Origin of the sequence: Stutzerimonas tarimensis (assembly GCF_042648805.1) — a bacterium.
Classification (GTDB): domain Bacteria; phylum Pseudomonadota; class Gammaproteobacteria; order Pseudomonadales; family Pseudomonadaceae; genus Azomonas; species Azomonas tarimensis.
Window position 1 is genome coordinate 182798 of record NZ_JBHRXZ010000022.1, and the last position, 21411, is coordinate 204208.

Annotated in this window: 20 protein-coding genes; 16 read left to right on the forward strand and 4 right to left on the reverse strand. The window is 62.6% G+C overall.

Translation table 11 applies throughout. The features are described 5' to 3' along the window. Positions 1-20: 20 nt before the first annotated feature. Genes gyrB through dnaA form a run of 4 tightly spaced genes read right to left on the reverse strand, consistent with a single transcriptional unit; the run spans position 21 to position 6181 of the window. Positions 21-2438 carry a DNA topoisomerase (ATP-hydrolyzing) subunit B gene (gene gyrB / locus ACFOMF_RS10005; RefSeq protein WP_386364359.1) on the reverse strand — a complete coding sequence of 806 codons (2418 nt, stop codon included), beginning with the start codon at positions 2436-2438 and terminating at the stop codon, positions 21-23. Beyond that, a complete protein-coding gene (recF, locus tag ACFOMF_RS10010) occupies positions 2435-3547 on the reverse strand; it encodes a DNA replication/repair protein RecF (protein ID WP_386364361.1) in 1113 nt (370 codons plus the stop codon). Before recF ends, gyrB begins: the two co-directional genes overlap by 4 nt. Positions 3548-3557: 10 nt before the next feature. After that, complete coding sequence (gene dnaN / locus ACFOMF_RS10015) at positions 3558-4661, reverse strand: DNA polymerase III subunit beta (protein ID WP_386364363.1); 1104 nt, start codon at positions 4659-4661, stop codon at positions 3558-3560. 32 nt (positions 4662-4693) lie between these two features. Next, positions 4694-6181, reverse strand: coding sequence for a chromosomal replication initiator protein DnaA (dnaA, locus tag ACFOMF_RS10020; protein WP_386364365.1), 1488 nt, complete (start codon positions 6179-6181; stop codon positions 4694-4696). Between the two features lie 554 nt (positions 6182-6735). Between dnaA and rpmH the strand changes: the two genes are divergently transcribed. The 16 genes from rpmH to ACFOMF_RS10100 all read left to right on the forward strand — a co-directional run bounded on the left by rpmH (position 6736) and on the right by ACFOMF_RS10100 (position 21308). Next, positions 6736-6870, forward strand: coding sequence for a 50S ribosomal protein L34 (rpmH, locus tag ACFOMF_RS10025; RefSeq protein WP_144572581.1), 135 nt, complete (start codon positions 6736-6738; stop codon positions 6868-6870). Between the two features lie 17 nt (positions 6871-6887). Then, entirely contained in the window at positions 6888-7283 is a 396-nt protein-coding gene (gene rnpA, locus ACFOMF_RS10030) for a ribonuclease P protein component (protein ID WP_386364368.1), read from the forward strand. Continuing rightward, the gene (gene yidD / locus ACFOMF_RS10035) at positions 7276-7521 is read left to right on the forward strand and encodes a membrane protein insertion efficiency factor YidD (protein ID WP_386364370.1); all 246 of its coding nucleotides are present in this window, start codon (positions 7276-7278) and stop codon (positions 7519-7521) included. The genes rnpA and yidD overlap by 8 nt, the downstream gene beginning before the upstream one ends. A 4-nt stretch (positions 7522-7525) precedes the next feature. Then, complete coding sequence (yidC, locus tag ACFOMF_RS10040; RefSeq protein ID WP_386364372.1) at positions 7526-9196, forward strand: membrane protein insertase YidC; 1671 nt, start codon at positions 7526-7528, stop codon at positions 9194-9196. Positions 9197-9260: 64 nt separating this feature from the next. Further along, positions 9261-10628: a tRNA uridine-5-carboxymethylaminomethyl(34) synthesis GTPase MnmE gene (gene mnmE / locus ACFOMF_RS10045; protein WP_386364374.1), complete on the forward strand. Its 1368-nt coding sequence runs from the start codon at positions 9261-9263 to the stop codon at positions 10626-10628. 289 nt (positions 10629-10917) lie between these two features. Beyond that, entirely contained in the window at positions 10918-13224 is a 2307-nt protein-coding gene (gene mbhE, locus ACFOMF_RS10050) for a hydrogen gas-evolving membrane-bound hydrogenase subunit E (RefSeq protein ID WP_386364376.1), read from the forward strand. Between the two features lie 8 nt (positions 13225-13232). Beyond that, positions 13233-13622: an MnhB domain-containing protein gene (locus tag ACFOMF_RS10055; protein ID WP_386365791.1), complete on the forward strand. Its 390-nt coding sequence runs from the start codon at positions 13233-13235 to the stop codon at positions 13620-13622. Position 13623: 1 nt separating this feature from the next. Beyond that, positions 13624-14007, forward strand: a complete 384-nt coding sequence (locus ACFOMF_RS10060) for an NADH-quinone oxidoreductase subunit K (protein WP_386364377.1) — start codon at positions 13624-13626, stop codon at positions 14005-14007. Continuing rightward, positions 14004-15521 carry a Na+/H+ antiporter subunit D gene (locus ACFOMF_RS10065; protein WP_386364379.1) on the forward strand — a complete coding sequence of 506 codons (1518 nt, stop codon included), beginning with the start codon at positions 14004-14006 and terminating at the stop codon, positions 15519-15521. Before ACFOMF_RS10060 ends, ACFOMF_RS10065 begins: the two co-directional genes overlap by 4 nt. After that, complete coding sequence (locus tag ACFOMF_RS10070; protein WP_386364381.1) at positions 15521-15868, forward strand: Na+/H+ antiporter subunit E; 348 nt, start codon at positions 15521-15523, stop codon at positions 15866-15868. The genes ACFOMF_RS10065 and ACFOMF_RS10070 overlap by 1 nt, the downstream gene beginning before the upstream one ends. Continuing rightward, positions 15862-16155 (forward strand): monovalent cation/H+ antiporter complex subunit F, encoded by a 294-nt coding sequence (locus ACFOMF_RS10075; RefSeq protein ID WP_386364383.1) that lies wholly within the window; start codon positions 15862-15864, stop codon positions 16153-16155. Before ACFOMF_RS10070 ends, ACFOMF_RS10075 begins: the two co-directional genes overlap by 7 nt. Then, positions 16152-16571, forward strand: a complete 420-nt coding sequence (gene mnhG / locus ACFOMF_RS10080) for a monovalent cation/H(+) antiporter subunit G (protein ID WP_386364385.1) — start codon at positions 16152-16154, stop codon at positions 16569-16571. The genes ACFOMF_RS10075 and mnhG overlap by 4 nt, the downstream gene beginning before the upstream one ends. Positions 16572-17089: 518 nt before the next feature. Then, positions 17090-18982, forward strand: a complete 1893-nt coding sequence (gene mnmG / locus ACFOMF_RS10085) for a tRNA uridine-5-carboxymethylaminomethyl(34) synthesis enzyme MnmG (RefSeq protein WP_386365793.1) — start codon at positions 17090-17092, stop codon at positions 18980-18982. Further along, positions 18982-19623: a 16S rRNA (guanine(527)-N(7))-methyltransferase RsmG gene (gene rsmG / locus ACFOMF_RS10090; protein WP_386364387.1), complete on the forward strand. Its 642-nt coding sequence runs from the start codon at positions 18982-18984 to the stop codon at positions 19621-19623. The genes mnmG and rsmG overlap by 1 nt, the downstream gene beginning before the upstream one ends. 18 nt (positions 19624-19641) lie before the next feature. Further along, positions 19642-20427, forward strand: a complete 786-nt coding sequence (locus ACFOMF_RS10095) for a ParA family protein (RefSeq protein ID WP_386364389.1) — start codon at positions 19642-19644, stop codon at positions 20425-20427. Between the two features lie 8 nt (positions 20428-20435). After that, complete coding sequence (locus ACFOMF_RS10100) at positions 20436-21308, forward strand: ParB/RepB/Spo0J family partition protein (protein ID WP_386364391.1); 873 nt, start codon at positions 20436-20438, stop codon at positions 21306-21308. Positions 21309-21411: the final 103 nt, after the last annotated feature.

Genomic DNA, 21411 nt, shown 5'->3' on the forward strand with positions numbered 1-21411 from the left:
AAAGTAAAACGCGGTAAGGATCAGAAATCCAGGTTCGACACCGCCAGGGCATTGCTCTCGATGAACTCGCGGCGTGGTTCCACCGCGTCGCCCATCAGCGTGTTGAACAACTGGTCAGCCGCGATGGCATCTTCGATGGTGACCTTGAGCATGCGACGGGCGTTGGGATCCATGGTGGTTTCCCAGAGCTGGTCAGGGTTCATCTCGCCGAGACCCTTGTAGCGCTGCAAGCTGTGACGCTTGGTACCCTCGGTCATCAGCCAGTCCAACGCCTCCTTGAAACTGGACACGGGCTTGCGACGCTCACCACGCTTGGCGTAAGCGCCTTCCTCGAGCAGGTTGTTCAGCTCGTCGCCCAGCGCGGTGATGTTGCGGTAGTCGTTGCTGCCGAAGAAGTCGCGGTTGAAGGTGACGTAGCTCGACAGCCCATGGGCGGTCATCTCCACTTCAGGTAGCCACAGGTGGCGTTCGCGGTCTTCGCGCAGGCTGACCTGGTAAACCAGACCGGACTTCTCGGTGCTCTTCACCTTGGCTTCGAAATTCGCCAGCCACTCGTTCATGGCTGCCTCGTCACCCAGCTGCTCCAGACCGATGCGAGGCAGGTAGATCAGGTGCTCGGTAAGCTCCATGGGGTAGAGCCGCGAGAGTCGCTTGAGGGTCTTGAGTACGCTGCGGTACTTGTGGACCAGGCGTTCCAGCGATTCGCCTCCCATACCCGGCGCGTGCTCGTTGACATGCAGGCTGGCATCCTCGAGTGCGGCCTGGGTCAGGTACTCGTCCATCGCCTCGTCGTCCTTGATGTACTGCTCCTGCTTGCCTCGCTTGACCTTGTACAGCGGGGGCTGGGCGATGTAGACGTAGCCCCGCTCGATCAACTCCGGCAGCTGACGGAAGAAGAAGGTCAGCAACAGGGTGCGGATGTGCGAGCCGTCCACGTCGGCGTCGGTCATGATGATGATGTTGTGATAACGCAGCTTGTCGACGTTGTATTCATCACGTCCGATGCCACAACCGAGCGCGGTGATAAGGGTGCCGACTTCCTGGGAAGACAGCATCTTGTCGAAGCGGGCCTTCTCCACATTGAGGATCTTGCCCTTGAGCGGCAGGATCGCCTGGGTCTTGCGATTGCGGCCCTGCTTGGCCGAGCCACCCGCAGAGTCACCCTCCACGATGTAGAGTTCGGAGAGGGCAGGGTCCTTTTCCTGGCAGTCGGCGAGCTTGCCCGGCAGACCGGCGATGTCCAGCGCGCCCTTGCGACGGGTCATCTCGCGGGCCTTGCGTGCTGCTTCACGCGCGCGGGCCGCGTCGATCATCTTGCCGACGACGGCCTTGGCTTCGTTGGGACGCTCCAGCAGGAAGTCGGCGAAATGCTTGCCCATCTCCTGTTCCACGGCGGTTTTCACCTCGGAAGAGACCAGCTTGTCCTTGGTCTGCGAGCTGAACTTGGGATCCGGTACCTTGACCGAAATGATCGCGGTCAGGCCTTCGCGAGCGTCGTCACCCGTGGTGGCGACCTTGAACTTCTTCGCCAGACCTTCCTGCTCGATGTAGTGGTTCAGGTTGCGCGTCAGCGCCGAACGGAAACCGGCCAGGTGGGTACCGCCGTCGCGCTGCGGAATGTTGTTGGTAAAGCACAGCAGGTTTTCGTTGAAGCTGTCGTTCCACTGCAACGCCACTTCCACGCCAACACCGTCGTCGCGCTGGACATTGAAGTGGAACACCTCGTTGACGATGGTCTTGTTGGTGTTCAGGTACTCGACGAAGGCTCGCAGACCGCCTTCGTACTTGAACAGTTCCTCCTTGCCGCTACGCTCGTCACGCAGCAGGATGCCCACGCCTGAATTGAGGAACGACAGTTCCCGTAGACGCTTGGCCAGGATGTCCCAACTGAAATGAATATTGGCGAAGGTTTCAGCGGACGGCTTGAAGTGGACCTCGGTGCCTGATCCGTCGGTCTCGCCGACGGCAGTCAGCGGTGCCTGAGGCACACCGTGACGGTAGAGCTGCTCCCAGACCTTGCCTTCGCGGCGAATGGTCATCTGCAGCTCTTCGGACAAGGCGTTAACCACCGAAACGCCCACACCGTGCAGACCGCCGGAAACCTTGTAGGAATTATCGTCGAACTTACCGCCGGCATGCAGGACGGTCATGATAACTTCGGCCGCCGAAACGCCTTCTTCCTTGTGGATATCCACCGGAATTCCGCGACCGTTGTCCCTTACGGTAATCGACTCGTCGGGGTGGATGCTGATGCTGATCTCGCTGCAGTAGCCGGCCAGCGCTTCGTCAATCGAGTTGTCCACCACCTCGAAGACCATATGGTGCAAGCCCGTGCCATCATCGGTGTCGCCGATGTACATGCCGGGACGCTTGCGTACGGCATCAAGGCCTTTCAGAACCTTGATGCTGGTGGAGTCGTACGTATGGTTTTCGCTCATGCCTTCACTCCTGGGGAATCGGCCGATTCTTCAATACAACCATGTTCCACGTGAAACATCGAAACCGGCGTCTGTTTGCGCCAGCCTTCTCGTAATAGGTTCGGATCGACACAGGTAACGAACACCTGGCACTCAAGCTCATCCAACAACTGGCAGAGCGCTCCCCGGTGCTGCGCGTCGAGCTCGGAAGGCAGGTCATCCACCAGATAGATGCAGCGACCGCGCTTCACTTCATTGAGCAGATGGCCCTGTGCGATACGCAGCGCAGCCACCACAAGTTTCTGCTGGCCGCGTGAAAGGATGTCTGCCGCACTGTGCTGACCGATTCGGATACGCAAATCGGCTCGCTGCGGACCGGCCTGGGTATGCCCGAGCAGGCGATCACGTTCCAGCGAGCCGAGTAGTACCTCACCGAGCGGACGGTCCTTGTCCCATCCGCGGTAATAGCTCAGTTTCAGATCATCCAGCTGAATCAGGCTGGCCAGCGTCGTCTCGAACGCCGGCTTGAGCGCCTGAATATAGGCCTGTCGGTACATGTCGATCTCATCGCTGGCCAGCACCAGTTCACGGTTCCACGCCGCCTGCGATGCGCCGTCCAGTGTACCATGCCGCAGCCACGAGTTACGTTGCCGCAGCGCCTGCTGGAGGCGCTGCCAGGCGCCCAGGAAGCGACGTTCCACGTGGAACACTCCCCAATCAAGAAACTGCCGCCTGAGCTTCGGCGCACCTTCGAGCAACCGAAAACTGTCCGGGTTTATCAGTTGCAAGGGCAGGGCATCAGCCAGTTCTGCCGCGCTGCGCACGGACTGCCCATCAATCCTGATCTGCAGCTCACCACTGCGTTCACGTGCGATGCCTAGCGCACGCGTCTGTCCGGACGGCGTTTCCACCTGCCCGAACACGGTGCAACTGACCTGTTCGTGAGCGATGACAGGGGCAGCACGGCTGCTGCGAAAGGAGCGCGCCATACCAAGGAGGTGGATGGCTTCAAGCAGGCTGGTCTTGCCGCTGCCATTGGCGCCGAAAAGGATATTGATGCGAGGAGAGGGCGAGAGGGTCACCGGGTGCAGGTTGCGCACGCCGGTGACCGAAAGTCGGCTGAGCGACATCGGGCGTAGGTCAGAGCCGCATCGGCATGACGACGTAGGAGCAATCGCCGTTGTCGGCTTCCTGAACGAGTGCGCTGCTATTGGCGTCCGACAGGGTCAGGCGGACCTGCTCGCTGCCCATGACGCCGAGCACGTCCAACAGATAGCTCACGTTGAAGCCGATCTCCAGCGGGCTGCCCTCGTACTCGACGAGGATCTCTTCTTCGGCTTCTTCCTGCTCGGGGTTGTTGGCCTGGATCTTGAGCAGACCGCTCTGCAGCTGCAGGCGTACCCCACGATATTTTTCGTTGGAAAGGATGGCAGTACGGCTGAAGGCCTCGCGCAGCAGTTGCCGATCACCCACGACGAACTTGTCTCCGCCTCGGGGAAGCACGCGTTCGTAGTCAGGAAACTTGCCGTCCACCAGCTTGGAGGTAAAGGTAAAATCAGCGGTGGTGGCGCGAATGTGGTGCTGACCGAGGACGATATTGACCTCGCCGTCCTGATCGGTGAGCAGCCGCGCCAGTTCCAGAATACCCTTGCGTGGCACGATGATCTGGTGGCGGTCTCCCTGGCCGATGCCGGCGCTGAGCGAACACAGGGCCATGCGGTGGCCATCGGTGGTCACCGCGCGCAGCTGGTCCTGATGCACTTCGAGAAGCATGCCGTTGAGGTAATAGCGCACATCCTGTTGTGCCATGGCGAAACTGGTGCGCTCGATCAGCCGCCGCAACTTGCCCTGGGCCAGGGAAAAGGTGAGCGACCCCTGACTTTCCTCAACGCTGGGAAACTCGCTGGCCGGCAGGGTCGACAGGCTGAAGCGGGAGCGGCCGGATTTGACCACCACCTTCTGATCGTCGAGGCGAATGTCGATCATCGCTTCGGCCGGCAGGCTCTTGCAGATGTCCATCAGCTTGCGCGCCGGCACGGTGATTTCGCCGGCGTCGGCCGCCTCTTCGAGATCGACCCGGCCAACAAGCTCGACTTCCAGGTCGGTGCCGGTGAGCGACAGCCGCTGCCCGTCGATAACCAGCAGGACATTGGAAAGCACTGGCAGGGTCTGGCGCCGCTCGACGACGCCGGCCACCAGCTGCAAGGGTTTCAACAAGGCTTCGCGCTGAATGGTGAAATGCATGATCGGATTCCCAAGCTAAGAGGGGTGGCTAATCAAGTGGTCAGGGTACGCAGCAGATTCTTGTAGTCTTCGCGGATATCCGCGTCGAGCTCACGCAGTTCGGCGATCTTACGGCAGGCGTGCAGGACGGTGGTGTGATCGCGGCCGCCAAAGGCATCGCCGATTTCCGGCAGACTGTGGTTGGTCAGCTCCTTGGACAACGCCATGGCCACCTGCCGTGGGCGGGCGACCGAACGGGAGCGGCGCTTGGAGAGCAGATCGGAAATCTTGATCTTGTAGTACTCGGCAACGGTGCGCTGGATGTTGTCGACGCTGACCAGCTTGTCCTGCAGCGCCAGCAGATCCTTGAGCGACTCGCGGATGAGTTCGATGGTGATGTCGCGTCCCATGAAGTGAGCGTGGGCAATCACCCGCTTGAGCGCGCCTTCGAGTTCGCGCACGTTCGACCGGATTCGCTGCGCGATGAAGAACGCCGCGTCATGGGGCAATTCCACCCGAGCCTGATCGGCTTTTTTCATCAGGATGGCCACCCGTGTCTCCAACTCTGGAGGCTCGACCGCAACCGTCAGCCCCCAGCCAAAGCGGGACTTGAGCCGCTCTTCGAGGCCATCGATCTCCTTCGGGTAACGGTCGCTGGTGAGGATGACCTGCTGTCCGCCTTCAAGCAGTGCGTTGAAGGTGTGAAAGAATTCTTCCTGCGAGCGCTCCTTCTTGGCAAAGAACTGGATGTCATCGATCAGCAGCGCGTCCACCGAACGATAGAAGCGCTTGAACTCGTTGATGGCGTTCAGTTGCAGCGCCTTCACCATGTCGGCGACGAAACGCTCGGAATGCAGGTAGACGACCTTGGCGTTCGGGTTCTTCTTCAGCAGATGGTTACCCACTGCATGCATCAGGTGGGTCTTGCCCAGCCCGACTCCGCCGTAAAGAAACAACGGGTTGTAACCATGCTTGATGTTGTCGGCCACCTGCCAGGCGGCGGCTCGCGCGAGCTGGTTAGACTTGCCCTCGACGAAATTCTCGAAAGTGAACGAGCGGTTCAGATAGCTGGTGTGCTTGAGCCCACCTTCGACCTGTACAGTCCGCTCGCCTCGCGAGGGCTGCACCGGCGGTACCTCTCCAGCCGCGGTTACATCCTGGGCTTGCACTTCACTCGCCCGGGCTGCCATTGAAACCTGGCCTGATTCAGTTGCCGAAGCCGCTGCCGAAGGAGGTGCGCTGCTGGCTGTCGCGTTACGCGCCGTCGAAGCGGAGGACAGGGCCGAGGTGGGCGACCGGCGGCTACCGATACGCAAGGACAGAACCGGCGGATGCTCGGTGGCTCGCTCGCTGATCAACTCCATCAAGCGGGTCAGGTACTTCTCATTGACCCAATCGAGCACGAATCGATTGGGCGCATAGATATGTAGCTCTTGCCCCGCGTCTTCCACCTGCAGCGGCCGGATCCAGGTGTTGAACTGTTGGGCAGGCAGTTCATCTCGCAACAACTCAACACAATGCTGCCATAGTTCAAGCGACACGGACTTACCTCAAAGGAACGCAACGGGCTGCTACCCGGTCGGCGCGCGACGGGGCAGCACGGCATTGTACTACTGCCCCAGCTGCTTATCCACAAAGCACTTCCTACCTGATGGCGCTTTCGTCGGGGGCTGCGGATGCTTATGCCGACACCTCCTGGAGGTCTGTGGATAACTAAAGGTGAGGCCTGGGGGTGATGAAGTGGCAAAACCGTGGATAATCCTGGCTGTGGATAAATATCCTTTCTATCCTCAGCTTGTCCCAGCGATCCCCACCGCCCATCCCCCTCTTTCCCGGTGGGTTATACCTCCTTGTCAGCTGCACCAGCGCCGGGCTCGAAGCAGTTATCCACAGACAGGTGGCCGCCTAAGAGTAATTGACGTTACAAGCTTTCTTTAAACTCTTTCTTTCTGTTATCCACTGCCGGCTCCCGTCCGAACTGCCTTTGCAAAGATGCTGATTGGAAATTGACCTGCCTCGCAGCCCTCTCTACAATCGCCGGTCTCTTTATGCCGGGGTCATTCCGTCCCTGGTGTGATCATCCAGGTAAGCAATCATGAAACGTACTTTCCAGCCCAGCGTTCTGAAGCGCGCTCGTACCCACGGCTTCCGTGCCCGCATGGCCACCAAGAATGGTCGTCAGGTCCTGTCCCGTCGTCGTGCCAAAGGCCGTAAGCGTCTGACCGTCTGAAGACAGCGGATCAGGTGGTGAGTCGGAGTTTCGGTCGGGAAAAGCGTCTTTTGACACCCCGGCAATTCAAATCAGTCTTCGACTCCCCTTCAGGCAAGGTGCCCGGTCGGCAGGTGTTGCTGCTGGCACGCCAGAATGAGCTCGAGCACCCCCGCCTAGGCCTGGTCATCGGCAAGAAGAGCGTCAAGCTCTCGGTAGAGCGCAACCGCATCAAGCGGCAGATTCGTGAATCCTTCCGCCTGCATCAGCAGGATCTGGCGGGATGGGACATCGTGATCATCGCGCGCAAAGGTCTGGGCGATCAGCCGAACCCGGAACTGGCCAGGCAATTTGGCAAGTTATGGAAACGCCTGGGTCGTCAACAGCCTGTCGTAGGCCACCATGACGAAACCTCAGCGAAATCCGATGCGTAAGCTGGCGCTTGCCTCCATCCAGGTTTATCGCTACGCCATCAGCCCCTTGATGGCCAGCCACTGCCGTTTCTACCCCAGCTGTTCCTGCTACGCCTATGAAGCCGTGGAAACCCATGGCCTGCTACGCGGTGGATGGCTGAGCCTACGCCGCCTCGGTCGCTGTCATCCCTGGCATCCCGGTGGTTATGACCCGGTGCCGGGCTCCCCATCCAAAACCTCTCCTTCGATGGCCGATTAAGCTAATGGATATCAAACGCACGATCCTGCTCGTTGCCCTGGCAGTCGTTTCCTACCTGATGATTCTCCAGTGGAACGCAGATTACGGTCAGCCGGAGATGCCGCCTGAAACGGCGCAGCAACGAACCGACGCGCCGTCCCTGCCCGAGACGCCCACCGCCCTCGAAGGGCAGGCGGACGACGTGCCGACCCTCGCCACCGACCAGGCGGCGGCAATCCCTGCCAGCGCACCAAGCCAGAACCTGATCCGCGTTCGCACGGACGTCCTCGACCTGGCCATAGACCCGCGTGGTGGAGACATCGTCGAACTGCACCTGTTGCAGTACCCACGCCGGCAGGATCGTCCGGACGTGCCGTTCCAGCTGTTCGAGCGCAGCCCCCAGCGTACCTATGAAGCCCAGAGTGGCCTGATCGGTGATGGTCCGGACCAGCCCGGCGGACGGCCGCTGTACACCACCGCCCAGCAGCAATACCAGTTGGGCGAGGGCCAGCAGCAACTGGTGGTCGACCTGAATTTCAGCGACAACGGCGTCGACTACATCAAGCGCTTCACCCTCAGCCGTGGCGAGCATGCCTTGCAGGTCGATTACCTGATCGACAACCAGACCGAGCAGCCCTGGACCGGTTACATGTTCGCCCAGCTCAAGCGTGACGGCAGCGGCGACCCCTCTTCGACCACCGCCACCGGCACCGCGACCTACCTCGGCGCAGCCATGTGGACTCCGGACGAGCCCTACCGCAAGGTTTCACGCGGCGACATGGAAAGCCGCAACCTTCGCGAAACCGTGGTCGGTGGCTGGGTCGCCTGGCTGCAGCACTACTTTGTCACCGCCTGGGTACCGCCGGCCGACAGCACCAACCAGGTACAGACCCGTCGCGACTCCCAAGGCAATTACATCATCGGCTATACCGGCCATGCGGTAACCGTGCCCGCCGGCCAGCAAGGCCAGGTCGGTGCTACCCTGTATGCCGGTCCGAAACTGCAGGACGATCTGAAAGCGCTGTCCCCGGGACTGGAACTGACCGTCGACTACGGTTTCCTGTGGTTCCTCGCCCAGCCGATCTTCTGGCTGCTGCAGGTTATCCACAGTGTGCTGGGCAACTGGGGCTGGTCGATCATCGTGCTGACGATCCTGATCAAGCTGATGTTCTTCCCGCTGTCGGCCGCCAGCTACCGCTCCATGGCGCGCATGCGTGCCGTTGCGCCGAAGATGCAGTCGCTGAAGGAACTGCACGGCGACGATCGCCAGAAGATGTCCCAGGCGATGATGGAGCTGTACAAGAAGGAAAAGATCAATCCGCTGGGCGGCTGCCTGCCGATCCTGGTGCAGATGCCGGTGTTCCTGGCACTGTACTGGGTACTGCTGGAAAGCGTCGAAATGCGCCAGGCGCCCTGGATGTTCTGGATCACCGATCTGTCGATCAAGGATCCCTTCTTCATCCTGCCGCTGATCATGGGTGCGACCATGTTCATCCAGATGGCGCTGAACCCGACGCCGCCGGACCCGATGCAGGCGAAGATCATGAAGCTGATGCCGATCATCTTCACCTTCTTCTTCCTCTGGTTCCCGGCCGGTCTGGTCCTGTACTGGGTGGTCAACAACGTCCTGTCCATCGGTCAGCAGTGGTACATTACCCGCAAGATCGAGGCGGCGGCCAAAGCCAAGGCCAGCTGAACCCGCCAGCCGCCTGCAAACGCCCCGTGATCGGGGCGTTTTGCTATTCGCCGGAGGAAACGTCATGTCCAGCGCTCGAGACACCATTGCCGCGGTTGCGACGGCCCAGGGGCGGGGAGGGGTCGGCATCGTCCGGGTCTCCGGCAGCCGCGCCCGGGCAATCGCCATCAGCCTCAGCGGGCTGGAACCCGAGCCACGCCACGCCTATTACCGCGAATTCTTCGCCGACGACGGTGAAGTGATCGACCAGGGGTTGCTGTTGTTCTTTCCCGGCCCGCATTCGTTCACCGGCGAGGATGTGCTGGAACTGCAGGGGCACGGCGGGCCGGTGGTGCTCGACATGCTGCTGCAGCGGTGTCTGGAACTGGGCGCGCGCCAGGCTCGGCCCGGGGAGTTCAGCGAACGCGCCTTTCTCAACGAGAAGCTCGACCTGGCACAGGCCGAGGCCATCGCCGACCTGATCGAGGCCAGTTCGGCGCAAGCGGCGCGTAATGCGCTGCGCTCGCTGCAGGGGGAGTTCTCCCGGCGGGTGCATGGGCTGACCGAGGCGCTGATTCAGCTGAGGATCTATGTCGAAGCGGCGATCGACTTTCCCGAGGAAGAGATCGACTTCCTGGCCGATGGTCACGTGCTGGGCCGGCTGGACAGCGTGCGCCAGCGCCTGGCGCTGGTGCTGCAGGAAGCGGGGCAGGGCGCACTGTTGCGCGAAGGCATGACAGTGGTCATCGCCGGCCGCCCCAACGCAGGCAAGTCGAGCCTGCTCAATGCGCTCGCCTGTCGCGACGCGGCGATCGTGACGGACATCGCTGGCACCACCCGGGACATCCTGCGCGAACATATCCACATCGACGGCATGCCGCTGCATGTGGTGGATACCGCGGGCTTGCGCGAAGCCACCGATCAGGTGGAGCGCATCGGCGTCGAACGGGCAGTCAAGGCCATCACCGACGCTGACCGGATCCTCCTGGTGGTCGATTGCTCGGCCCCGGAAGCGACCGACCCGCTTGGACTCTGGGCGGAGTTTCTGGACGCGGCGCCCGATCCGGCACGCCTCACCCTGGTGTTGAACAAGGCCGACCTGACCTCCGAGCCCGTCCGCCTCGAGCAGAACGACTCGGGGCTGACCCGGCTCTACCTCTGTGCCCGTGATGGGCAAGGTCTGGACCTGCTGCGCGAACACCTGAAGACCTGCATGGGTTACCAGCAGACCAGCGAAAGCGGGTTCAGCGCCCGCCGCCGCCACCTCGACGCCCTGCGCCGGGCGGCCGCCTGCCTCGAGCACGGGCGGGCGCAACTGCTTGGCAGCAATGCCGGGGAGTTGCTCGCCGAAGACCTGCGTCTGGCGCAGCAGGCGCTTGGCGAAATCACCGGCGCGTTCAGCGCGGACGATCTGCTCGGCCGGATCTTCTCAAGTTTCTGCATCGGCAAGTGAGCGCCAGCGCGGGCCCCATGGAAACGTTTTGCCGTTCAAGCCGTCTCATCCTAGCAACTCGCCAAGGATCTTCGGCCATCGTGCGGGAAATGATTAGCTTTAACAGCGAATGACTCTGGCCAACGGCAAGCGGCTCGCCGCACTCGAAAAGCCCGGCCTTCGCCTGGAGCCGGCCGGCAGTGACACAGCCGGTAACAGCCTTCACCGCTTCGATTGGCTAACCTAGAACGATCCGCGCGCTTCCCCGCCATGGATTACTGGACCTTCCACACGAGAACAGGACGGCGCCGTGCTGATTGCATTGCTTGTTTCATTTTTAGGAGCTGCACTGACCCGCTCTGTTGCCCAGCGAGCCTTTCCCTATGGCGGCTGGGTCATGGCTGCCTTGCCGGCCGGGTTGTTCCTGTACTTCCTCTATCTTTCCTTCGGCCTGCGTGACACTCAGGTCGTCAGCGAAACGCTGGAATGGGTTCCGGCCCTGGGCATTTCGCTAACCCTCACGCTGGACGGCTTTTCCCTGCTGTTCGCGCTGTTGATCACCGGGATCGGCACCCTGGTCACCCTCTTCGCCGGTGCCTACTTCTCGCATTCGCCGCCGCGAGAAGGCGCCAACTTCCTCACCCTCATCCTGTTGTTCATGACGGCGATGCTGGGCACGGTGCTGTCCGACAACCTCATCGCGATGTTCGTCTTCTGGGAAGCCACCAGCATGCTCTCGTTCATGCTGATCGGCTTCAACTCGGCGCGCCCGGAAGCGCGCAAGGCGGCATTGCAGTCCCTGGTGGTCACCGGCGGCGGTGGCTTGGCACTGTTCGCCGGGATACTGCTGATCGGCATCGAACTGGGTACCTATTCCTACAGCGAGATCGCCTTGCGCTCCGATGAACTGCTGGCCAGTCCGGTGGCGGTTCCGGCGATGGTGCTGATCCTGCTCGGTGCCTTTACCAAGTCCGCCCAGTTTCCCTTCCATTTCTGGCTACCGGCTGCCATGGAGGCGCCCGCGCCGGCCTCGGCATTTCTGCATTCGGCGACCATGGTCAAGCTCGGCGTCTACCTGCTGGCGCGCTTCGACCTGGTATTTGCCGGAATGCCGGCCTTCAGTACCACGCTGGTGACTGTCGGCTGCATCACCATGCTGGTGGCGGCGGTCCGAGCCCTGGCTTCGGACGGGTTCAAAGAAGTACTGGCTCACTCGACGGTGGGATCGCTTGGCGTGCTGGTGATGCTGATCGGTCTCGATGGCGACTACTCGATCACCGCGCTGATCGCCTTCATCCTCGCGCATGCCTTCTACAAGGCGGCGCTGTTCTTTTGCGCCGGCACCACCATCCACGCCGCCGAGGAGTCCAGCCTCAATCGCCTGGGCGGGCTGGCCAAGGCCCTGCCGGTGACTGCGGTGGCGGCGGGCATGGCCGCCATCTCCATGGCGGGACTGCCTCCGACGCTGGGCTTCATCACCAAGGAGTACCTGTTCGAGAGCCAGCTCAACGCCTCCTATGGCTGGGTGGTGATCGCCGTCGCGGTGGTGGTGAACGCGGTGTTTGCCGCCATCGCCGGGGTCGTGGCGATCCGCCCCTACTGGTCCGGGCCGGAGCGCTCCCATGTGCACCACCCGGAAACCCCCGGGCTCTATATAGGTCCGTTGATCCTCGGGGCCTTCGGGGTGATCTTCGGGCTGTTCCCGAGCGTTCTCGTCGACGGGCTGATCCAGCCGGCGAGCAGCGTGCTGGTTGGGCATCCGGTGGACCTGTCGTTCTCGCTGTGGCACGGCTTCACCCCGATGCTGGCGCTCAGTGCCACGGTGGTCGCCTTTGCGGCGGGCCTGCTCACCTACTGGCGCCACATCCGTCGCAGCCTGTCGACCAACCAGAGCGTGGAGCGGGTGCTCGGCGCCGGCGGCTTCAACTGGCTGTTCTACGGCACCCTGGCACTGGCCGAGCGCTGCACGGCCTATCTGCAGAATGGCGACCAGCATCGCTACACCAAGATCGTGGTGGCCTCGGTCATCCTGATTGTCGGCTACGGCATCTATGCCAGCGGTACCACGCCCGCCTTCGCGCCGGCGAGCGGACGCTTCGACGCTGCCTCGGCCATCGTGCTGGTGCTGATCTGTGCTGGAGCCTTCGCCGCCACCCGCACGCCCTCACTGCTGCGGGCCATGATTGCCGTGGGTGTGGTGGGCTTCGGCTCGGCGCTGCTGTTTCTCATGAACGGCGCGCCGGATCTGGCCCTGACCCAGTTCTCCGTCGAGGTGCTCATCGTGCTCATCCTGGTAGCCCTGCTGTTGCGGGTGCCCGAGCGGATGCCCTCGACCCGAATGCCTCGCGAGAAGAAGTGGGACATCCTGCTCTCGGCAGGGATCGGCGTGATCATCTTTCTCGGCCTCGCAGCCACCGTCACCGAGCCGCTGGACCTGCGGCTGACCGAATTCTTCGCGGCAACAAGCTACCTGGAGGCCCACGGCCGCAACGTGGTGAACGTGGTCCTGGTGGACTACCGGGCCATCGATACCCTCGGCGAGGTGGTGGTCGTCGCCTTTGCCGCGATCGCGGTATGGGGCTTGCTGCGCGTCTGGAAAAAAGGAGGTGAATCATAAACTCGATCATCTTTTCCGCCTTTTCGCGCGTGTTTTTCGTGCTGATGCTGGCGGTCTCGCTCTATGTCCTCTATCGGGGGCACAACGAGCCTGGCGGTGGTTTCGTCGGCGGCCTGATCGCGGCGTCGGGCTTTGCCATCCTGGCCCTGGCCCAGGGTATCGATGCCGCGCGTTCGGCGTTGCGCCTGCAACCGATGGTGGTGATCGGCATCGGTGTGCTGGCCGCCGCAGTCAGCGGACTTCCGGGTCTGCTGCTGGAGGATTCCTACCTTACCCATCAGTGGGCGATCCTGGGGAATTTCCACCTGGGCACCACCTTGCTGTTCGATGTCGGCGTCTATCTGGTCGTCCTCGGCGGCATCCTGTCGCTGGTGCTGCGTTTCTACGAGGGACTCTGAGATGCATCTGATCTTCGCCTTCGCCATCTCGTTGGTGGCCGGCTGCAGCGTCTACCTGATCCTGTCCCGCCACATCGTACGCATCGTGCTGGGCATGGCCATGCTGGGCGCCGCGGTAAACCTGGTGATCTTCTATGCCGGCCGGATCCTGTCCGACGCCCCCGCGGTGATGCGCGCCGGTGAAACCACGTTGCCGGCCGAAGCCGCCAACGCGCTGCCCCAGGCGCTGGTGCTGACCGCCATCGTGATCGGCTTCGCGCTCACCGCTTTCTTTGCCGCGCTAGCCCTGCAGGCGTTCCGCTCACTGGGAAGCGTCGATACCCGCGAGATCGATGCGGCTGAACGACTCGGCTCGTCTGCCACGCGCAGTAAGGGACAGCCATGACCGCTTTTTTGATGGCGCACGCGCCGCTCTGGCCTGTTCTCCTGCCGATTTTCGGAGCCGGCCTCGCGGCCTGCCTATGGAACAGGCGAATGGCCCAGCGCTGGGTGGCCTATGCCACGGTCGGGCTGCTGCTGCTGGCCTCGCTGTCGCTGCTGGTGCAGATCGACAGGCAGGGTGTGCAGGCGATCCGCTTCGGCAACTGGGATGCGCCCTTTGGCATCGTCTTTGTCGCGGACCGCCTCGGTGCCGCGATGGTGGCCATCACCGGTGTCCTGGCCACGGCAGTGATGCTGTTCGGTCTCGCCGACATAAGGCGGCGCGAGGAGCGGGCCGGCTTTCATCCGTTGTTCCTGGGCATGCTGGCCGGGGTCAACGGGGCCTTCCTGACCGGCGACATCTTCAACCTCTACGTCTGGTTCGAGGTGATGCTGATCACCGCCATGGGTCTGCTGGTCATCGGCCGGACCCGGGCGAGAATCGACGGCACGGTGCGCTACGCGATCCTCAACCTGTTCTCGACCCTGCTGTTTCTCTGTGGGGTGGCTCTGCTCTACGGAGCCACCGGCACCTTGAACATGGCCGATCTGGCACTGGTGCTGCCGGAGCTGGAGCCTTCGATCAACCTGACCATCGCCTCGCTGCTGCTACTGGCCGGCTTTGGCATCAAGGCGGGCTATTTCCCGCTGTTCTTCTGGCTTCCGGCTTCCTATCACACCGCCTCGATCACGGTATCGGCGATCTTCGCCGGGCTGCTGACCAAGGTCGGGGTGTACGCCTGCTTTCGCGTGTTCACCCTGATCTTCACCGTCGAGGACAGCGGCATTCGCGAGATCGTCGCCGTGCTCGCGGCCGGGACCATGCTGTTCGGGGTGTTCGGCGCAGCGGTGCAGTGGGACGTGCGCCGTATCCTGTCGTTCCACATCGTCAGCCAGATCGGCTACATGCTGCTGGGGCTGGCGATTTCCACCCAGGCCGCGCTGGCCGGAGCGATCTTCTACATCATTCACCACATCATCGTGAAGGCGAACCTGTTCATGATCGCCGGGGCCATTCACCGGGCCTCGGGAACCTTCGACCTGCGCAAGAGCGGCGGGCTGATGTACCGCAGCCCCTTGCTGGCAGCGCTGTTCCTGATCCCGGCACTGTCACTGGCCGGCATTCCGCCGCTGTCGGGGTTCTGGGCCAAGCTCCTGGTGATCGATGCCACCTTCCGTGTCGGCCAGGGCTGGCTCGCGGCGCTGGCGCTGTTCGTCGGCATCCTCACCCTCTACTCGATGACCAAGATCTGGATGGAAGCGTTCTGGAAGGCACCCGTGCTGCCAAGGCGGACCGCCCGAAAGGTGCCCGGGCCCATGCTGCTCGGCATCGCCCTGCTGAGCCTTCTGACCCTGGCGATCGGCTTCATGCCCCAGGCCCTGATCGTCTATTCCCAACAAGCCGCCGCGGCGCTGCTCGATCCCTCTGCCTATATCGGATCGGTGTTTACGTCGGGCGAACAGCCGGGAGTCCCCTGATGCCCAAGGCCACCCCCATCCGCCGTGTGCTGGATATCGTCGAACTGCTCGGCATCTACCTCTACGAGCTGTTCATTTCCTCCTTCGCGGTTGCCCGTGCGGCCTTCTCGCCGCGTCCACGCATCCGCTCGTCGATCATCGCCGTTCCCATCGCCCTGGAAACCGACATGGGCATCGCCGTGCTCTCCAGCCTGGTGTCGCTCACCCCGGGCACCTGCGTTCTGCATGTCAGCGAGGATCGTCGGCTGCTGTATGTCCACGTCCTTGATGCCATGGCTCCCGAGGAGATCATCGACTCGATCAAGACGGTGTTCGAGCGGCGGATCGCGAGGATCGAACAATGGTGACCACTCTGAGCGAAGCCCAGTCGTACATCTCCGGCATTCTTCTTCTCTATGTGATGGTGCCGCTGGCCGTGACCATGTGGCGGATGATCGTCGGCGCCACCGTGGTCGACCGCGTGGTGGCGTTGGACATGCTGACGGGCGTGGGCGTGGCCATTGCCGCGCTGGTCGCTGGCGCCACCGGGCGGCGGGAGTTTCTCGACGTGGGCTTTGGCCTTGGCCTCATCGGCTTTGTCGGCACCTGTGCATTCGCCGCCTTCATCGTGCGTAAAGGACGGAAAGTCAAATGATCGATCTGCTCGCCATCCTCTTCAAGATCTGCGGTGTGATTTTCCTGTTTGCCGCCACATTCGGGCTGGTGCGCTTCTCGGATCCGCTGCAGCGCATACACGCATCCACCAAGGCGGGAACCGTGGGTGCCGGGTTGATCCTCATGGGCGTGATGATCCAGATGGGCGGCTGGGACGTCGCCTCCATCGGTATCGCCACGGTCATCTTCCTGATGCTGACCATTCCCATCGCCGGTCATCTGCTCGGCCAGGCGGCCTACGTCTCAGGCGCCCGCCTGGATGGAATGCGCGGCGAGAACGCCCTCGAGGGCGTCCTCGAGCGCAGCCCGCTGACACTCGACGAGGTTCTCGAACAGGCTGAAAGCGACGCCCTCAGCGAGGCCAAGGGCCCCTCCCGCCGCCCTCCACAAGCCTGAGGCGAGCAGCTCCACCTGCGAGCTGCTCCATTTCCTCCTTCACACCCAAGGGCCCAAGCCGGCCCCGCAAACCCTTCATGCTCTACCGCTGCGTTCTCCGCGGCGCGCTTGCGGCCGTCTTGCGTTCGTAGCGAAACGAGCCACTGAGCCCTGTGGAAAAGCAGCCTTCAGCACCCTTCACAAGTCGGTGGAAAAGCCGTTCGTGATTTCCCCTGTTGATAACCAGTCAAGATATCAACAGCTCATGATCAGGCTCTACACCGGATGCACCGAGCCAATCCACAGGCCTTGCATGCGCCTGTAACGCCTGAATTCACTGGCTTGCAGAAAACTATCCACAGATACATAGCTGACCATTTATAAACACATCTGTAAGCTTTCTTAAATTCTTCTCTGTTGTTATCTGTTGAGCGCTCTGCGCAGACTGGTCACTTTTCGTCCAGAGCCGCTTCTTTAGCGCAGGGGATGTGCCTATACTTGCCGGCTCTCTTCTCGCCACTCTCTCCTACGAGGTGCCTGTGGACTTCCCCTCTCGTTTCGACGTCATCGTGATAGGTGGCGGGCATGCCGGCACCGAAGCTGCGCTGGCCGCGGCGCGCATGGGCGTTCGGACGCTCCTGCTGACCCACAACGTGGAAACGCTGGGGCAGATGAGCTGCAACCCGGCCATCGGAGGGATCGGCAAGAGTCATCTGGTCAAGGAGATCGATGCGCTCGGCGGCGCCATGGCGCAGGCCACCGATCGTGGCGGCATCCAGTTCCGGGTGCTCAACAGCCGCAAGGGCCCGGCGGTACGAGCTACCCGCGCCCAGGCCGATCGCGTGCTGTACAAGGCGGCCATCCGCGAAACCCTGGAGAACCAGCCCAATCTGTGGATTTTCCAGCAGGCCTGTGACGACCTCATCGTCGAAGGGGAACAGGTGCGTGGTGTGGTCACCCAGATGGCATTGAAGTTCCAGGCAGACAACGTGGTCCTCACGGCGGGAACCTTTCTTGCCGGACTTATCCACATCGGCCTGGAAAATCACGCTGGCGGGCGCGCCGGTGATCCGCCTGCCACCGCCCTGGCTCGCCGACTGCGCGAGTTGCCGCTGCGCGTCGGACGACTGAAAACCGGGACGCCACCGCGCATCGACGGGCGCAGCGTGGACTTCTCGGTGATGACCGAACAGCCGGGGGATACACCGATCCCGACCATGTCCTTTCTCGGTTCGGCCGAGCAGCACCCGCGCCAGGTGAGTTGCTGGATCACCCATACCAATGCCCGGACCCACGAGATCATTGCCGCCAATCTCGATCGCTCGCCGATGTATTCCGGCGTGATCGAAGGCGTCGGCCCGCGCTATTGCCCTTCGATCGAAGACAAGATCCATCGCTTTGCCGACAAGGACAGCCATCAGGTATTTCTCGAGCCGGAAGGCCTGACCACCCACGAGCTCTATCCGAACGGAATTTCCACCTCGCTGCCGTTCGACGTGCAGCTGGAGCTGGTGCGCTCGATTCGTGGCATGGAGCAGGCCCACATCGTGCGTCCGGGATATGCCATCGAGTACGACTTCTTCGACCCCCGGGACTTGAAGTACAGCCTGGAGACCAAGGTCATCGGCGGGCTGTTCTTCGCCGGCCAGATCAATGGCACCACCGGCTACGAAGAAGCGGGTGCCCAGGGCCTGCTGGCCGGCACCAATGCGGCTTTGCGAGCCCAGGGGCGTGACAGCTGGTGCCCTCGCCGCGATGAAGCCTATCTCGGCGTGCTCGTGGACGACCTGATCACCCTCGGCACCCAGGAGCCATACCGCATGTTTACTTCCCGCGCCGAGTACCGCCTGGTGCTGCGCGAGGACAATGCCGATCTGCGTCTGACCGAGCAGGGCCGAGCGCTGGGGCTGATCGACGATCAGCGTTGGGCGCTGTTCGAAACCAAGCGTGAACAGATCGAACTGGAACACCAGCGGCTCAAGGCCACCTGGGTGCAGCCTGGCTCGACCCTGGCCGAGGCAATCGGTCAGCGCTTCGGCAGCGCCCTGACCCGCGAGTACAACCTGCTCAATCTGCTGGCGCGTCCGGAAATCGACTACGCCGCCCTGGCCGGGCTGAGCGGTTCGGGAGTGAGCGACCCGCAGGTCGCCGAGCAGGTCGAGATCCAGACCAAGTACGCCGGCTACATCGATCGCCAGCGTGATGAGATCGAGCGTCTGCGGGCCAGTGAGGATACCGCCTTGCCCGCTGATCTGGATTACAGCGCGATTTCCGGCCTGTCCCGCGAGATTCAGCTGAAGCTCAGCCAGGCCAGGCCGCAGACGCTTGGCCAGGCATCGCGGATTCCCGGCGTTACTCCGGCGGCGGTATCGCTACTGATGATCTTCCTGAAAAAGCGCGCCTCGGGCCGTCGACTGGAGCAGAGCGCCTGATGCTGTCCGACCGTCATGCCGAGGAACTGGCCCGGGGGGCGCGGGAACTGGACGTGCCGCTCGAAGACGACCAGCAGGCACAGTTGCTTGCCTACCTGGCCCTGCTGATCAAATGGAACAGGGCCTACAACCTGACCGCAGTACGCGACCCCGACGAAATGGTCTCGCGCCACCTGCTCGACAGCCTGAGCGTCGTGTCCCAGGTCGCCGAAGCCGGTGAGCGCTGGCTGGATGTGGGTAGCGGCGGCGGCATGCCCGGCATTCCGCTGGCGATCCTGTTTCCGCAGCGCTCGTTCACCCTGCTCGACGCCAATGGCAAGAAGACCCGCTTTCTCACCCAGGTCAAACTCGAGCTCGGGCTGGACAACCTCGAAGTGGTGCACGCCAGGGTCGAGGCCTTCAGGCCAGCGCAGCCGTTTTCGGGCATCGTCTCACGGGCATTCAGCTCGCTCGCCGACTTCACCGACTGGACCCGCCACCTTGGCGACGAAGGCACCCGTTGGCTGGCGATGAAGGGTGTGCATCCCGACGACGAGCTACAGACGCTTCCCGCCGACTTTCGCCTCGAGCGCAGCCACCTGCTGCGGGTTCCCGGTTGCCAAGGGCAACGCCATCTGTTGATACTGCGCCGCAATTCATGACCCGGACCCCGATCGCCCATGGCTAGAGTATTCGCTATCGCCAACCAGAAGGGCGGTGTTGGCAAGACCACCACCTGCGTCAACCTGGCCGCTTCGCTGGTGGCCACGCGGCGCCGCGTGCTGTTGATCGACCTGGACCCCCAGGGCAACGCCACCACCGGCAGTGGCGTGGACAAGCTCAACCTCGAGCACTCGGTCTATGACGTACTGATCGGCGAATGCAGCCTGGTCGACGCCATGCAGTTCTCCGAACATGGCGGTTACCAGCTGCTGCCGGCCAATCGCGACCTCACTGCGGCGGAAGTGGCGCTGCTGAACCTGCCGGCCAAGGAAAAGCGCTTGCGCGAAGCCCTGGCGCCGGTGCGCGAAAACTACGACTACATCCTCATCGACTGTCCGCCTTCGCTGTCGATGCTGACAGTGAACGCCCTGGCTGCCTCCGACGGGGTGATCATTCCGATGCAGTGCGAGTACTACGCGCTCGAAGGGCTGACCGACCTGGTCAACTCGATCCAGCGCATCGCCAACGCGCTGAATCCGGAGCTACGCATCGAAGGCCTGCTGCGGACCATGTACGACCCGCGCAGCAGCCTGACCAACGAGGTATCGGCCCAGCTCAAGGAACATTTCGCCGATCGCCTGTATGACACGGTGATCCCGCGCAACGTGCGGCTGGCCGAAGCCCCCAGCCACGGGATGCCGGCGCTCGAATACGACAAGCAATCCAAGGGGGCCCAGGCATACCTGGCCCTTGCGGGCGAACTCTCGCGTAGGCAGCGCCGGGCCACGCGCGCCACCGCATAAGGAAAACCATGGCAACGAAGAAACGAGGCCTGGGCCGCGGGCTCGATGCACTGCTCGGCGGCGCGACGCCACAGGCGCTGCAGGAAGAAGCCATTCAGGTCGACCAGCAGCAACTGCATCAGCTGCCCCTGGATGTGATCCAGCGCGGCCGCTACCAGCCCCGTCGGGACATGGACCCGAGCGCGCTCGAAGAACTGGCCAACTCGATCCGCGCACAGGGCGTGATGCAGCCCATCGTGGTGCGACCGATCGGCTCGGGCCGCTACGAGATCATCGCTGGCGAGCGCCGCTGGCGGGCCAGCCAGCAGGCTGGCCTGGAACGCATCCCGGCGATGGTCCGCGACGTGCCTGACGAGGCCGCGATCGCGATGGCGCTGATCGAGAACATTCAGCGCGAGGACCTCAACCCGATCGAAGAAGCCATGGCGCTGCAGCGTCTGCAGCAGGAATTCCAGCTTACCCAGCAGCAGGTCGCCGATGCGGTGGGTAAATCCCGGGTCGCGGTGAGCAACCTGCTGCGGCTGATCGCCCTGCCGGAAGAAGTGAAGATCATGCTCTCACATGGTGACCTGGAAATGGGCCATGCGCGCGCATTGCTGGGATTACCAGCCGAACGTCAGATAGAAGGGGCGCGACATGTTGTCGCACGAGGTCTTACCGTGCGCCAGACCGAGACACTGGTGCGCCAGTGGCTGAACTCTGACAAGGCTGAAAGCGTACAAACGCCTCCCGACCCCGACATTACCCGGCTGGAGCAGCGACTGGCTGAGCGTTTGGGCTCTCCGGTACAAATCCGACACGGGAACAAAGGCAAAGGCCAGCTGGTGATCCGCTACAACTCGCTGGACGAGTTGCAGGGCGTACTGGCGCACATCCGGTGAGCGGAATCCTTGTAGCGTCCCCGAGAAATTACTACCTGAAGGTTGAACGGCGGGGGGCCCGCTCCTATACTCCCCGCGCATTTTTTGAACGAGTTGGCGTTCT